This is a genomic window from Mesobacillus sp. QJM3NY_10 (assembly GCF_056173465.1).
The window spans coordinates 2,615,489-2,629,114 of record NZ_CM149675.1 but is presented as its reverse complement, the minus strand read 5'-3'; the positions used below and the strand labels follow the sequence as shown (position 1 = coordinate 2,629,114).

Annotated in this window: 15 protein-coding genes; 9 read left to right on the top strand and 6 right to left on the bottom strand. The window is 39.5% G+C overall.

What is annotated here, in order from left to right; all coding sequences use genetic code 11:
* Positions 1-110: 110 nt before the first annotated feature.
* The 4 genes from AC0VX7_RS13190 (at position 111) to AC0VX7_RS13175 (ending at position 4,271) form a co-directional block, all read left to right on the top strand.
* Entirely contained in the window at positions 111-1,793 is a 1,683-nt protein-coding gene (locus tag AC0VX7_RS13190) for a glycoside hydrolase family 13 protein (protein ID WP_475424592.1), read from the top strand.
* 326 nt (positions 1,794-2,119) lie between these two features.
* The gene (locus tag AC0VX7_RS13185; protein ID WP_475424591.1) at positions 2,120-2,845 is read left to right on the top strand and encodes an SDR family NAD(P)-dependent oxidoreductase; all 726 of its coding nucleotides are present in this window, start codon (positions 2,120-2,122) and stop codon (positions 2,843-2,845) included.
* A complete protein-coding gene (locus AC0VX7_RS13180) occupies positions 2,842-3,885 on the top strand; it encodes an S-adenosylmethionine:tRNA ribosyltransferase-isomerase (protein WP_475424590.1) in 1,044 nt (347 codons plus the stop codon). Before AC0VX7_RS13185 ends, AC0VX7_RS13180 begins: the two co-directional genes overlap by 4 nt.
* 20 nt (positions 3,886-3,905) lie before the next feature.
* A complete protein-coding gene (locus AC0VX7_RS13175) occupies positions 3,906-4,271 on the top strand; it encodes a VOC family protein (RefSeq protein ID WP_475424589.1) in 366 nt (121 codons plus the stop codon).
* 32 nt (positions 4,272-4,303) lie between these two features.
* On the opposite strand, the gene AC0VX7_RS13170 is transcribed toward AC0VX7_RS13175, so the two are convergent.
* Entirely contained in the window at positions 4,304-4,774 is a 471-nt protein-coding gene (locus tag AC0VX7_RS13170) for a DUF2062 domain-containing protein (protein ID WP_475424588.1), read from the bottom strand.
* Positions 4,775-5,030: 256 nt separating this feature from the next.
* Between AC0VX7_RS13170 and pssA the strand changes: the two genes are divergently transcribed.
* Entirely contained in the window at positions 5,031-5,726 is a 696-nt protein-coding gene (pssA, locus tag AC0VX7_RS13165; RefSeq protein ID WP_475424587.1) for a CDP-diacylglycerol--serine O-phosphatidyltransferase, read from the top strand.
* Between the two features lie 270 nt (positions 5,727-5,996).
* Here the strand turns inward: pssA and AC0VX7_RS13160 are convergent, their stop codons facing one another.
* Complete coding sequence (locus AC0VX7_RS13160) at positions 5,997-6,191, bottom strand: CsbD family protein (RefSeq protein ID WP_475424586.1); 195 nt, start codon at positions 6,189-6,191, stop codon at positions 5,997-5,999.
* A gap of 95 nt (positions 6,192-6,286) precedes the next feature.
* Here AC0VX7_RS13160 and AC0VX7_RS13155 point away from each other — a divergent pair, with 95 nt between their 5' ends.
* Positions 6,287-7,075 carry a nucleotidyltransferase domain-containing protein gene (locus AC0VX7_RS13155; RefSeq protein ID WP_475424585.1) on the top strand — a complete coding sequence of 263 codons (789 nt, stop codon included), beginning with the start codon at positions 6,287-6,289 and terminating at the stop codon, positions 7,073-7,075.
* Positions 7,076-7,153: 78 nt separating this feature from the next.
* On the opposite strand, the gene pduL is transcribed toward AC0VX7_RS13155, so the two are convergent.
* The gene (gene pduL, locus AC0VX7_RS13150; protein ID WP_475424584.1) at positions 7,154-7,717 is read right to left on the bottom strand and encodes a phosphate propanoyltransferase; all 564 of its coding nucleotides are present in this window, start codon (positions 7,715-7,717) and stop codon (positions 7,154-7,156) included.
* Positions 7,718-7,871: 154 nt separating this feature from the next.
* Between pduL and AC0VX7_RS13145 the strand changes: the two genes are divergently transcribed.
* Together AC0VX7_RS13145 and AC0VX7_RS13140 are read left to right on the top strand one after the other, a co-directional pair.
* Positions 7,872-8,918, top strand: coding sequence for an ATP synthase beta subunit C-terminal domain-containing protein (locus AC0VX7_RS13145; protein WP_475424583.1), 1,047 nt, complete (start codon positions 7,872-7,874; stop codon positions 8,916-8,918).
* Between the two features lie 117 nt (positions 8,919-9,035).
* A complete protein-coding gene (locus AC0VX7_RS13140; RefSeq protein WP_475424582.1) occupies positions 9,036-9,905 on the top strand; it encodes a hypothetical protein in 870 nt (289 codons plus the stop codon).
* 33 nt (positions 9,906-9,938) lie between these two features.
* Here the strand turns inward: AC0VX7_RS13140 and AC0VX7_RS13135 are convergent, their stop codons facing one another.
* The gene (locus tag AC0VX7_RS13135) at positions 9,939-10,427 is read right to left on the bottom strand and encodes a hypothetical protein (protein ID WP_475424581.1); all 489 of its coding nucleotides are present in this window, start codon (positions 10,425-10,427) and stop codon (positions 9,939-9,941) included.
* The gene (locus tag AC0VX7_RS13130) at positions 10,420-11,673 is read right to left on the bottom strand and encodes a GGDEF domain-containing protein (RefSeq protein WP_475424580.1); all 1,254 of its coding nucleotides are present in this window, start codon (positions 11,671-11,673) and stop codon (positions 10,420-10,422) included. Before AC0VX7_RS13130 ends, AC0VX7_RS13135 begins: the two co-directional genes overlap by 8 nt.
* 490 nt (positions 11,674-12,163) lie before the next feature.
* On the opposite strand from AC0VX7_RS13130, the gene AC0VX7_RS13125 reads away from it, so the two are divergent.
* Entirely contained in the window at positions 12,164-13,171 is a 1,008-nt protein-coding gene (locus tag AC0VX7_RS13125) for a DUF3231 family protein (protein ID WP_215032968.1), read from the top strand.
* Positions 13,172-13,258: 87 nt separating this feature from the next.
* Here AC0VX7_RS13125 and AC0VX7_RS13120 read toward each other — a convergent pair whose 3' ends face one another.
* Positions 13,259-13,624, bottom strand: a complete 366-nt coding sequence (locus AC0VX7_RS13120; protein ID WP_475424579.1) for a hypothetical protein — start codon at positions 13,622-13,624, stop codon at positions 13,259-13,261.
* Positions 13,625-13,626: the final 2 nt, after the last annotated feature.

Below are 13,626 nucleotides of genomic sequence, written 5' to 3'. Positions count from 1 at the left end.
TTCATCTTGGAAAAGGAGCTTTTCGAATGGGGAATGAAATAACAATCGTAAAAGCAACAAATTTTAAAGAAGAGAGCCTTTACTAAAGAAATTAGTTTGGAGTGGTTTTTTTGAAAAAACATTGGTGGAAAGAATCAGTCATTTATCAAATATACCCGCGAAGCTTCATGGATTCTAACGGCGATGGGATCGGCGATATTCCTGGGATTATCTCAAAGCTTGACTATTTAAAAGACCTGGGAGTAGATGTTATTTGGCTTTCACCTGTATACAAGTCTCCTAATGATGATAATGGTTATGATATCAGCGATTATCGTGAAATCATGGATGATTTCGGAACGATGGCAGACTGGGAGCTTCTATTAAAAGAAATGCATGACAGAGGATTGAAGCTGATCATGGACCTTGTCGTAAACCATAGTTCTGATGAACACGAGTGGTTTGTAGAGTCTAGAAAATCGAAAGATAATCCATACCGTGACTATTACATTTGGAGACCTGGCAAGGATGGAAGAGAACCGAATAACTGGCAGTCAACATTCAGCGGTTCCGCCTGGCAGTTCGATGAAAATACCGAAGAGTACTATCTGCATATTTTCAGTAAAAAACAACCGGATTTGAACTGGGAAAACCCTAAACTTCGCCAGGAAGTGTATGACATGATGAAATTCTGGCTGGACAAAGGCATAGATGGGTTCAGGATGGATGTTATCAATTTTATTTCGAAAGTAGATGGCCTTCCTGATGCTCCAAATCCTGAAGGGAAAAAATATGTTTCTGGAAGCAGATACTTCATGAATGGTCCTAAAATTCATGATTACCTGCAGGAAATGCATAGGGAAGCACTTGCTCAATATGATGTAATGACAGTGGGTGAAATGCCTGGTGCCAATGTAGAAGAAGCTAAGCTTTACACCGATGATGCTAGAAATGAATTGAATATGGTGTTCCAATTCGAGCACGTCGACCTGGATTCAGGCCCTGGCGGGAAATGGGATCTTAAACCTCTTAAGCTAACCGATTTAAAAAACAACTTCACGAAATGGCAAAAGGGGCTCGAAGATATTGGCTGGAACAGCCTTTACCTCAATAATCATGACCAGCCTAGGATGGTTTCGCGATTCGGTGACGACAAGGAATATCGTGTAGAGTCAGCGAAAATGCTTGGAACTTTTCTTCATATGTTAAAAGGAACTCCTTATATTTATCAAGGTGAAGAAATCGGGATGACAAATGTACGATTTGATTCCATCGAAGATTACAAGGATATTGAAACCCTTAATATGTACAATGAAAAAGTGAATCAAAATGGAGAAAATCCCGCGAAGGTAATGGAGTCAATCTATGTAAAAGGACGCGACAATGCCCGAACTCCTTTCCAGTGGGACGATAGTGAGCATGGAGGGTTTACGACTGGCACTCCGTGGCTTCAGGTAAATCCAAACTATACAGCCATTAGTGCAAAGCAGGCTGTGGAAGATGAAAGTTCTATTTACCACTATTACCGAAAGCTAATTCAGCTTCGTAAAGAGCACCCGGTCATTGTTCATGGCAGCTATGACATCTTGGTTCCCGAGGATGAGAGTATTTATGTTTATACAAGAACACTGGAATCGCAGAAATTACTTGTCTTATTGAATTTCACCAATGAGAATCAGAGCTTTGATGTTCCGGCTGATCTGCAAGGCAAGAAAAACGAAATATTAATTTCAAATTACGAGGCAAATACAGAATACGGATCTTCCATTTCATTAAAGCCGTATGAAGCAATTGTATACCTGATCCAGGATTAATCGTTGAAAAAGGCTGCTATTTGCAGCCTTTTTTATTTCTGGATAAGAATATATAAATTTATTCACTTAGATTAGTGTCTAGCTCCAGCGCCTAGCCCCTAGAGACGTTTCGGTCCGCCCAATGAAGTCAAAGAGCGACTTCACCGGTCGGCCCTCCAACGCTTGTCGGGGCTGACCAAGGCGCTTGTGCTTTTCTTATTATCAATTTCGTAAAGCTTATATCCTTCATACTAAAGTCTTAGAAAATATCAAGCTTCTCGATGAGGTATGGTTTTCTTCAAAATCTTAAGATGAATACAAGAAGAAAACTAAGGAGGAAGATGAACATGATGAAAAATAAAGTAGTAATGATTACAGGCGTAACACAGGGATTAGGAAAAGCACTGACGCTAAGGTTCGCAAAGAAAGGCACGAAGCTGGCTGTTTGCGCTCGAAGGGAAATAGAACTGGAAGTAGTAAAAAAAGAAGCGGAATCATATGGGGCAGAGGTGCTGGCAATAACAGCTGATGTATCGGTACCGCGCGAAGCCGAAAAATTTGTTGCCCTGACACTTGAAACATTTGGACGAATTGATGTTCTGATCAATAACGCATCGATACTGGGGCCTAGTCCAATGCCACTACTGATGGATTATCCGGAGGAGGATTTTGCTGAGGTCATCAAGGTGAACAGCATCAGTCCTTTCCTGATAACAAGAAGGGTACTTCCTGTCATGCTTATTCAGGGTGAAGGATCAGTTATAAATGTAACTTCAGAAGCTGGCCATGTTGGATATGCGGGCTGGGGAGCTTATGGAATTTCAAAATTTGCTGTCGAAGGAATAACTGAAACATGGGCAGACGAACTAAATGGAACAAAAATAAGAATGAATATGGTCGATCCTGGAGAGATGGATACGAAAATGCATTCTCTTGCAGTACCAGATTGTGATTATGGGTTAGTCCAACCAGACGATGTTGTCGATGTCTTTCTTTTCCTTGCTTCAGAAGAATCAAAAGAAGTCAATGGACAACGATTCAAGGCACAAGAGTTTAGTCGGGAGATGAGATGATGCAGTTGGAAACAAAGGTACATCCTCATGATTTTTCTCTGCCACCTTCTCTTAACGCCTCTCATCCACCAGAAAGGAGAGGATTGCGCAGGGATCAGGTGAAGATGATGGTGTTGGACAGAGTAACGGGTAATATAGAGCACGAACAATTTATTCAAATAGAAAAATATCTAAATTCAGGGGATATACTTGTGCTGAATAATAGCAGAACGATTCCTGCAATTCTGAAAGGAACATTGCACCGAAACGGAAAGGTGATTGGCACGAAAGTAGAAATGCGACTTGCCAGGAAAAAGAATGACTCCGTATGGGAAGTTTTGATCGTAGCAACAAATGTAAAATCAGGAGATTGTTTTAAGTTCTCGGAAACTTTAGAGGCGAATGTAATTGGAGAACTATACAAATCCCCGCTTAAGATGATCCAGTTCAATCTACGAGGTAAAGATTTATACAATGAAATCTACTCAATGGGTGAACCGATAAGATATGAATATATTCATCACCCGTGGAACCTGGATTATTACCAGACTGTGTTTGCAAGTCAGCCAGGGTCAGTCGAGATGCCATCAGCAGGTCGGGCTTTCAGCTGGGAACTCCTGTTAAAGCTAAAGCAAAAAGGAGTTGAATTGGCTTTTTTGCAGCTTCATACGGGCCTTAGTTATCTTCTCGATGATGAGTATTCCCATTCACCAGAAGGACACTTCGAAGAATATTCTATTCGCCAGGAAGATATGGAGGCAATAGTAAAAGCAAAAGATTCTGGAGCAAAGGTAATCGCAGCTGGGACAACTGTTGTTCGCGCACTAGAAACCGCAGCCAGTAATTCAACTATTCAAGGATGGACTAATCTGTATATCACTTCGGATTATGAGTTGCAGCTCGTTGATGGAATCATAACAGGGTTTCATGAACCAAAGGCAAGTCATTTGGATATGCTGGCTGCCTTCGTTGATGAGATCAAGCTCTTAGAAGCTTACAATATCGCAATTGAACAAAAATATCTTTGGCACGAATTTGGTGATATAAATTTGATCATTTAAATGAAAGAGGGAAGAGGAGAATGAGATTCCATCATTTTGCGCTTGAAGTAAGCGATTTGACAATTTCAAAAACTTTTTATGAAGCATTTCTTGGTTTTAATGAAAGCGGCAGACTACATTTTGAGAAGGAAGAAATGATCTTTTTGGAACAGAATGGCTTTAGGCTTGAATTGTCCCAGAAAAAGTCAGATGGAGTGATTAGTGAAAGGACTCATTTTTGCTTCGAGGTGGATAATCTTGATGAAAAAATGAAGGAAATGCGGGATAAAGAACTTCATTCTTTTGAGGGTCCATATACATTAGACAACGGATGGAAGACGATCTTCTATTTGGGTCCGGATAAAGAGGTAATAGAATTCCTCGAAGTCATCCAGGATAAAAAATAAGGAAAGGAGCAGCGCAATGCTTTTCCCGTTCCTTATTTTTTTATTTCCCAATTTTTTACTATAGTAAGGAAACTTAATCGGTATTTTCTCATGATTGTATAAATGAGATAGTATACAAGCATCCCGAAAAGAATGATATTAATGATCATGCCTATGAAAAAAACGGCACCTAAATGGATTCCGGCATCTAAACCATGAGATGGCATCCCCGCTGCTGAGGGGAAGATGCCATAAGGGAATAGGGTTTCACCGACTACGACATTCAAATAAAATAAGAACGGGAAAAGCCAAATGAGTGCTACGCCACTAATGAAACCGGCTATCGGATTCCCTTTGAAGAGCTTGGCACCCACGGTCGAAAGTATAGGCCCCATGCCGAATGATGGGATGAAGTGGATTAAAAAACCAAGGGTAAACCCTAGTGATACATTATGTGCGTTCTCTTTTATTCTAAATAACTTTATAAGAAGAAATTTTAGTTTACGCAAGTTCTTATTGATCATAATTCACCAGCCCCAAATTAGTATACAATTTGATGAATCATTTTAATAGCCTTTTTGACAAATTACTTCCATGATGATAAATCTTTGAATTTCAGATAAGAATTTTCTTGTGAACCTCTATTCAGAATGAGAAAAAATGATATAGTTAAACTATATTTTCGTCGATTCTATAATAAAATAAACATGATTATTAGTTGACTGGGGTAAAAATAGGCATAAGAAGAATTAGAAAAAGTTCGGAGAGTGATGACAACTGATGCGGTTTACAAAAATGATTCCCAATATGTTCACACTTGGGAATCTGTATTGCGGTTTTCTATCAATTGGATTTGCGGCTAATGGCCAATTTAACAATGCAGCCATTTTAATTTTAATCGGCATGATGTTGGACAGCATGGACGGAAGGCTGGCGAGGATGCTGAAAGCGGACAGCCAGCTCGGAAAGGAACTTGATTCACTGGCGGATATCGTCACATTTGGTATAGCACCATCGTTCCTGGTTTATTATACATACTTTTACCAATTTGGACTATGGGGCTTGATGGTAGCGGGACTATTCCCGTTATTCGGAGCTTATCGCCTGGCGAGGTTCAATATCAGTACTGATAAATCTTCGCTTAATTATTTTATTGGGGTGCCTATTACTGCAGCTGGTGGAATTATGGCCATCCTCACTTTATTTGGTGACTTGATTCCCAATATCGTTACTACAGTTGTCTTTACGGCACTGAGCTTCCTCATGGTAAGCAGAATCAGGATTCCAAGCTTCAAGGAAGTACCGCTCCCTAAGTATGGTACAATCGTGACAATATTCCTTGGTTCTTTACTGTTTGTCATTTGGAAAGGGACCTACAATCAATTCCCTTACTTGATTTATATCGCAACCCCACTTTATGTAGCATATTTGGCCTATCGATTTGTTAAAGGAAAAAACAAGAATAATATTGATTAGTATAAGAAAAGCGGAAGCGCCTTGGTCAGCCCCGACAAGCGTTGGAGGTCCTGACAGTGAAGTCGTTCTTTGACTTCATTGGCAGGATCGAAACGACTCGAGCTGCTCAAAGCTAACGCTTCTCGCAAGATACTCCCGGAAGCAATCTCAGGGATGAAAACTGGCTAGGCGCTGGAGCTAGACACTAATCTTGGTGGGGAAATTGTATACTTTCTTACAAAGTTAAAAAGCCTTTGCTAATTCAGCAAAGGCTTTTCACATTAACGCTTATTAATCTCTGGACGATTTGTTAAATGCACGTGATACATCTTCTTTCATATCACCAGCTGTTTCTTTCAGTTTTCCCTTTCCCTTATCTAGGCGGCCTTCAGCTTCCATGGATTCATTGTCGGTCAGTTTCCCGAATTGCTTTTTAGCTTCACCTTTAACCTGATCAAATGCGCCTTTTGATTGCTTGTCATTCATTATTTTGGCCTCCTTTATTTGAGTATATTCTTTTATACCCTTTACGATTGATGGCAAACTATTAAGTGTATGTGATGAAAGGGGCAAATCTTAAAATGAAGGATCAGATCATAAGTGTATTAAATCAAATTGAAGAAGAATATGAGGTAAAAATACTTTATGCATGTTACGCCGGGAGCAGAGCGCTGGGATTTGCTTCAGCAGACAGTGATTATGATATCCGATTTATCTATATTCATAAAAAGGATTGGTATTTATCAATTGATCAGTATAGGGATGTTATCGAAATTCCAAAAGAGGATCCTCTTTCCATTGAGGTCGATCCCAAATTGGATGTCGTTGGCTGGGAGCTTACCAAAACACTCAGGCTTTTCCGGAAGTCTAATCCTTCCTTGCTCGAATGGATTAATTCAAAATATGTTTATTGTAATTATGCTTATCTGGCCGAAAAATTGAAGTTCATGCAAGATACTGTCATTTCACATAAAGCATACATAAACCACCACCTCAATCTTGTAACAAGAAATGTCAACGATATGGAAAAGAAGAAGGAGTGGAGGGGGAAGGTATATCTATATATTCTCAGGTCAATCCTGTCGGCAAAATGGTTGCAAATACATAATCAAATACCACCAGTGGAATTCATGGAACTTTTAAGTATTTTAGAAAATGCACTAGTAAAAAGGGAAGTGAAGGACTTGCTTTGGAAGAAACAAAGCGGGGAACATTATTTAACTGAGAAAAACATGATTCTTAATGAGTTCATAGAACAAGAAATTGAACTGCTTGCCAGTTATGTGAAATTTTCCTGTCAAAAATCTGACGATCCTACAAAAGAACTTAACAAATTGTTTCGAAAAACACTTAAGGAAGTCTGGGAGTAAACCGCTTTTTTCTCTGTAATTGTCCTCTAGAGTTTTAATGAATTTGGCCGGACTGCTCTTGAGCAGTTCCGGCCATGTTTATTTCATTATTTCAACCTGGTCGCCAGTTCGCAGGCCAGCCGCGTTAGCTTCATCGATATCAATGTGCATATCAAGAGTGTAGGAGTCTTTCACCCTTATGAGTACTTGATTGAACACTAAGCTTCTTTCACCTGCAGATTTAACACTTACATATTCTCCATCCTGGACATTATACTTTGCAGCGTCAGCTTGGGTCATATGAATATGGCGTTCTGCCACAATGACGCCTTCCTGAATTTCCAGTTCACCTTTTTGGCCGACAAGCTTAATGCCTGGAGTGCCGGAAATCTTCCCTGAAGCTCTTAATGGTGCTTTTACTCCGAGGGAAAAGGAGTCAGTCTTTGAAATTTCAAGCTGAGTAAAGTTCCTTAAAGGACCAAGAATCCTGACTGCGGGAAATTCCCCTTTTGGACCAATGACTCTTACTGTTTCATTCGCGGCAAATTCCCCTGGCTGTGAAAGCTCTTTAGCAGTAGTGAGCTGATATCCTTCACCGAATAGCTGATCTAGATCTTCTCTTTTTAAATGAATATGACGATTTGATACACCAATCGGAATCATTTGAGAACTCCTTTCAAGTTCTTTTATTGAATTATTTTACCCTGCTTGAAACAAGAAACACCTTATTTGTAAAATCTATAATTACTTTTAAGAGTAATTTTTGTTGCTATTAAAAGTAATTTGTTTTACTATCTAAAGTAAGGAGGTGCTATTAATGGAAAATCTTAGACTTAATGTTGCGTTGTTGAGAAAAAAGGTGCCAAACCTTACATCTGCAGCTAAATCTGTAGGACTGAGACCTGCCACCGTTTCAAATTTGTCTACCGGCAAAATACCGGTCGGCAGGGCAGAGGTAAGGACGATAGTCGCTCTGGCGGAGCTGGCTGGCTGCAGTTTGGATGAACTAATTTTAAGAGGGGAGAGTGTAGAAATGATTAAAACTGGCATTAAAACTTTGGACTTATTTGCGCCAATTGCAAAGGGCGGAACTGTTGGGCTGGTTGCGCGGCCGGGAATGGGTCAATTAGTTGTACTTGCTGAGATGCTCTACCGACTGAAAAGTGAAGGGTATGTTACAATTCTCATAAAACCGAAGGGGAATCACCCTGAGCTTGACGATATTCTGAATGACGTCGATTACGTTACAAACAATATCGAAGAGACATTTAAGGTAATGTTAAAAGAAGGTACAGAGAAAGATTACGTACTTTCAACCGACAGATCCTATGTAATATCAGGTGAAATGTTCACATTACAGGAAACTTTCGATAACAAAGGAATCAGCCAGGTAACGACATTCCTGATGGATTTGAAAGGAGAGGCTGTCGATGAAGACCTTCCGTATGGCCCTCTTGATACTTTATGGAAATTCGATGCCGACCTTGCAGCGCGTCATAAATACCCTGCAATCAACCCAATCTACTCAACATCCTCCATCCTAGAGGGGTCATATTTAGACCCTATACACCATAGCATTCAACAAAGAGCGCAAAAGCTTTTACGCAGGTACAGAGAATTGCGGGCGATCGTCAATGTACATGGCATCGAACGCCTTCCAGCTGCTGAGTCGCAAATTTATCAGCAAGGCGAGAAACTGGAGGCATATTTGACGCAGCCTTTCTTTGTAGCGGAATCCTACACTGGCAAGAAGGGAGAGGACGTAAAACTCGAGGAAACGCTAAACGATGTGAAAAGAATCCTTGAAAATCCTTCTAGTATTTCCGAAGCCAAAGAGCTTAATTTTATAGGAAGTTTAAATTGATGATGCAGGCCCAATCATTTGATTGGGCTTTTCCTGTTCCATTCCTTTTGGAATATTAATATTTGAATCAGTCCATCTTAATAAAGATATTTAATCAGGGAAGGTGGAGGGAGCACTATGAACAGGAACAAAAAACATTATATGTCGTTTTTTATTCTCCTTTTCATCCACACTTCTTTAATGATCTATGCATTCTACAAGAATAAAGACCGAAAGAGGATGCTCATCACTCTTTTATCGGGTATGGGTCTTTGTTTTATTTTTGAATACTTCATTTTGAGTCTCTTTAAAGCTTATCGCTACAAGCCTAAATTGTTCAAAAATAAGGATTTGGACAATTTTTTTGGTGCAATTATGTCCCAGGCAGTTTTTGTTCCATTCACCGCCATTTTTATAACAGCTTTCAAAATTGGTTGGAAAGGAAAAGTCTTATTCGCTTTTTTTTTCGGACTAATCGAGAAACTTTTCTTATTTATGGGTGTCCATAGAAATAACTGGTGGAAGACGAGATATACGGTTACCCTCATGGCGCTTTTTTTTTACATAAATGATTTTTGGTATCAACAACTTCGAATTGGAACACCTATTTTTCATTTTAGCTCATTATTCCTTGGCATCCTGGTCAATGGGCTGAACCTAATGTACTCCATGTCGATACTAAGAAAGTTCAGATTTGGTTTTGAACGATGGCATAGCTGGAAGGAACACTTTAAGGTAGCACCAATCTATTCATTTATTCTATCAATGGCAACAGCATTAATTATTAAACATGACAGTGGATGGAAAGGAATTTTACAGGCTTTCAGTTTCACTAAGGTTATGGATGTTCTGGTCATGAAAAGTGGGATTGCCAAAAGAAATTTCCGCCATTTTATTATTAATAATTCAATTCATTTTTTCATGATTTTTTTGGCTGCTTTATTAAAAAAGTGGATATATAAAGACCTGGGAAAGCAAAAGGGAACTGCTGCTGAAGTTGAAAAGTAAAAGAGCCGGCATCCCATGCTGGCTCTTTCATAATTAATAACGACCCACTTGAAGCTGTTTATATACCTCTTCACGCACTTCCTGCAATGTGCTGGGATCAAGCAGCTTACTGGTGCTTATTCTTAAATATGTCTGCTCATCAATAGTGCCTTCCTGCTGCAGCTTATCGAGATGCGGCAGACGGAAGTTCCCAATAGGCAAATAGGCAAGGTACATATTTTCGCCATTCTGTTTTAAAGATATTTTGATACCTTTAAGAACGGGAAAAAAATAAGATGAATAATCTTGCTCAATAACTAGGTCTTCCTTTAACGCATTTTTAATATAAGGCAAAGTAGTCGGCATTGAGATAAAGTAGATCATTTGGTCATAAGAATAATGCAATTCTGATACCTTGAACCCATAATTTGCAGTAACCCGGTTGGAATACTGCTTTTGTGAAAGATTATATAAGGGCCTGCTTGTCAAAGCGGAAGCCATGAAAAAGAAAAGGGTAGCAAGAATAAATGCCAGTTCAATCAATGTTCACAAACTCCTTAAAGGAAACTACCGTATTTTTTCCTGCGCTTTTAGCTTTGTATAGTGCCTGGTCAGCAGCTTCTATCAATTCATTTTTAGTGGTTATTTCCGAATGGTCTGTACAGGCTATTCCGATACTTACTGTTAATGTGCCATTGGGCTGTGTATTTTCACCAGGAAAGCTTGCTTTCTCTACATTCGAACGAATTGTTTCAGCTATTACTTCGGCTTGGTTAAGAAGGGTGCCGGGCAATAGGACTACAAATTCTTCTCCGCCAAATCGGAAGGAAAAATCATCAGGTCTTAATGAATTAACAATGACTCTTGCCAGCTTCATCAACACTTCATTCCCAAGCAGGTGGCCGTTTTTGTCATTGAAAACCTTAAAGAAATCGATATCAAAGATGATTAACGAAAGGGGACTATTCCGATTTCCTTCAACCGGGAAGTGTTCATTAAGAATTGTCTGGAATGCCCGTTGGTTGAGAAGACCTGTCAATCCATCGCGTAAAGCCATTTCCTCAATTTGCTCATAAAGGTTAGCATGGTCAAGAGCGATCGCAGCCTGGTTCGCCAGAGGAAGGATATTTTCAGTATCCATCAAGGTAATCGGTCTCTTATTTACAATATTATCAATCAGCAGGATACCGATATTCTTACCCTGGTTAATCAAGGGGATCACCGCAAACTCCTCGGTTTGGAACAAGTCTTTAATTAAAACCTGTGACATATCCTCTTTTGCGATGCTCTTAACAATAACTGGTTTTTGACTTGATAAAGCTAGCCCAAAGACGTTATGTTCATCAATTGGTATATCCAATGAACGTAAAATAGCATTCAACTCCGGGTCGGTAAAATTGCTGTCAAAGTTATGTTCAATTAAATCACTGAGTTTTAGTCTGTCTTCTGAAATCTTTTCCCACACTTCATAGCCCTTCTTCACATCCATAGGGCCGACACCAACGATCCCCTTAAGGGACTTAGTTTCATTGGAGGCAAGAAAAATCATCGCTCTGTTAAATCCAAGGCCATGGCCAGCGGTTACAGATGTCAAGATCACTTTCAAAAGCAAATCCTGCTGAAGAGTCCCCTGCATCGTTGTGCTCACTTCACGAAAGACCTGTAAATGCTTAGATTGCTCCATGAGCATGTACATCCAGCCATGGTGCTCTCTCTTTTTCTTGAGTAAATATTGTGAAATGTAGCCGGCGCACGTCCCGATTACCAAATAAACGGGGAGAACCTCCAAAGGAAAGCCTCCTGTATGTAAATAAACGATAAGAACACTAAGAAGGGCTGCCACTAAACCCCCAATTAATTTAAAAGAATAACCCGCAGTCGCAATAAATAAAAGAATAGTCCAGCTTACTTGATTACTTCCATAAAAATAAACTGCAGTCTCAACCAGGATCAATGATGCAGCAGAGAAAATCAGTTGGTTTAAAAAAGCGCTTACATGAAATCTCAATAAATTTGCTGTCAGTGATATTCCAACAGCTGCAATGATTAATAAAAAAATTGCGTTCAGCTTGCTCACTCCTAAATTTGAATCATACTTCTATTTTACTATTTTTTTGTAAAATAGATAGGATGTTTTTATCGGGTTGTTGTTATCAGCAATCTCTTCCGACAACAATGCTAAAAATTCACCATTCATCTTTAACAGAGGCAAAATATTAAAATAAATATCGGCAAGTTAAGGAAAGATATAGTTATCATCAGTGAATTGGGGTGTAAAAATGGAGGACAAGACTAAAATCCACCTGACTGCGGCAGAAATGTCTAGTTTGTGGTCGCAATATATAAATGACACAGTCTCTGTTTGTGTTTTGAGTTATTTTTTGAACAACATAGACGACAAAAAGGTAAAGGAAATCGTTGAGTTTGCTCTCGGCGCATCACAAAAAAACATTTCTCATTTAAAAGAGATTTTCGATCGTGAAGATTTTCCCTACCCAATGGGTTTCACAAAGAAAGATGTGAATATTCATGCTCCGCGGCTGTTTTCCGATACATTCGTAATGATGTATTTAAGGCATATGTCCATTCTTGGAATGGCAGCAAATATTGCGGCAATCGGTCTTGGAACGCGGCCTGATGTAATTAACTTTCATAAAAGTGTCTTGAAATCTGCGATTGGACTGCAGGATTTGACAAGGGAGGCAATGCTGGAGCAAGGGACATACATAAGACCACCATTTATTTCAGTCCCAGATAAGGTTGACTTTGTTGAGAAGCAAAAATTCCTTTCGGGAATCAAAAGCAGGAGACGGGCACTTACCTCAGTAGAAATAACGCATTTGTTCATGAATATACAAACCAACCAAATAGGAAAGGCACTGATCATGGGCTTCATCCAGGTGGCCCAGGACAAAGAGGTCAAGGAATATTTGCAGAGAGGAAAGAAAATCGCTCAAAAACACGTTGATTTATTCAGTGATATCCTTAAGAACAACGATATTCCGGCCCCCCTGTTTTGGGATTCAGCTGTAACAGACAGCACTACACAGGTATTTTCAGATAAACTGATCTCATTCCATGTCTCAGCAATGATCGCCGCAGGGATCGGGAATTATGGTGCCGCAATGGCAGCAAGCCCGCGCAAGGATATTGGACTTAAATATGCTTCACTGATTCCTGAAATTGCGCTATATGCAGAAGATGGTGCCAATATCATGATCAAAAACTCATGGCTGGAGGAACCTCCGATGGCTGACGACCGGGACCAGCTGTCCGGGTTGACATAAAGGAATAAAAATAGGGTGTCCCAATAGCATTTGGGACACCTTATTTTTTGTATTATGGATTACAAATAGGGACTTAGCTCCTTCAGCTTATTTTGCATTTTGCAGATCTGGAAACTTAACTGGTGTATCAATTGATAATTGATCACGGTATGAACGGTATGCTACCACAGTGTGATTATGGGAATGTACATCAAGCTGCAAAATTTTTGAATTATTTGTCTCTAGATAGTATCTCATTTTACCCTGGACGAGTTCATAAAATGATAAAGTCATCCCTAGATAATCTTTCTTTACAATTTTTACATCAGGGTGACTCCTGACGAAATCGGCTATTTGCTGAACAGATGCTGACGATGTTCCTGTAATGGAATAAAGGGTTTCTTTCGCATGACCAAATGCCTGATTCAAAGTCATTTTAGCTTTATTAAGAAAATTATTAAACGATTTGTTCATTT

Bases quoted from the DNA above. Each gene is read 5' to 3' on its own strand.
- AC0VX7_RS13185 (WP_475424591.1), top strand. From the start codon at position 2,120: ATGATGAAAAATAAAGTAGTAATGATTACAGGCGTAACACAGGGATTA.
- AC0VX7_RS13180 (WP_475424590.1), top strand. From the start codon at position 2,842: ATGATGCAGTTGGAAACAAAGGTACATCCTCATGATTTTTCTCTGCCA.
- AC0VX7_RS13175 (WP_475424589.1), top strand. From the start codon at position 3,906: ATGAGATTCCATCATTTTGCGCTTGAAGTAAGCGATTTGACAATTTCA.
- AC0VX7_RS13170 (WP_475424588.1), bottom strand. From the start codon at position 4,774: ATGATCAATAAGAACTTGCGTAAACTAAAATTTCTTCTTATAAAGTTA.
- pssA (WP_475424587.1), top strand. From the start codon at position 5,031: ATGCGGTTTACAAAAATGATTCCCAATATGTTCACACTTGGGAATCTG.
- AC0VX7_RS13160 (WP_475424586.1), bottom strand. From the start codon at position 6,191: ATGAATGACAAGCAATCAAAAGGCGCATTTGATCAGGTTAAAGGTGAA.
- AC0VX7_RS13155 (WP_475424585.1), top strand. From the start codon at position 6,287: ATGAAGGATCAGATCATAAGTGTATTAAATCAAATTGAAGAAGAATAT.
- pduL (WP_475424584.1), bottom strand. From the start codon at position 7,717: ATGATTCCGATTGGTGTATCAAATCGTCATATTCATTTAAAAAGAGAA.
- AC0VX7_RS13145 (WP_475424583.1), top strand. From the start codon at position 7,872: ATGGAAAATCTTAGACTTAATGTTGCGTTGTTGAGAAAAAAGGTGCCA.
- AC0VX7_RS13140 (WP_475424582.1), top strand. From the start codon at position 9,036: ATGAACAGGAACAAAAAACATTATATGTCGTTTTTTATTCTCCTTTTC.
- AC0VX7_RS13125 (WP_215032968.1), top strand. From the start codon at position 12,164: ATGGAGGACAAGACTAAAATCCACCTGACTGCGGCAGAAATGTCTAGT.
- AC0VX7_RS13120 (WP_475424579.1), bottom strand. From the start codon at position 13,624: ATGAACAAATCGTTTAATAATTTTCTTAATAAAGCTAAAATGACTTTG.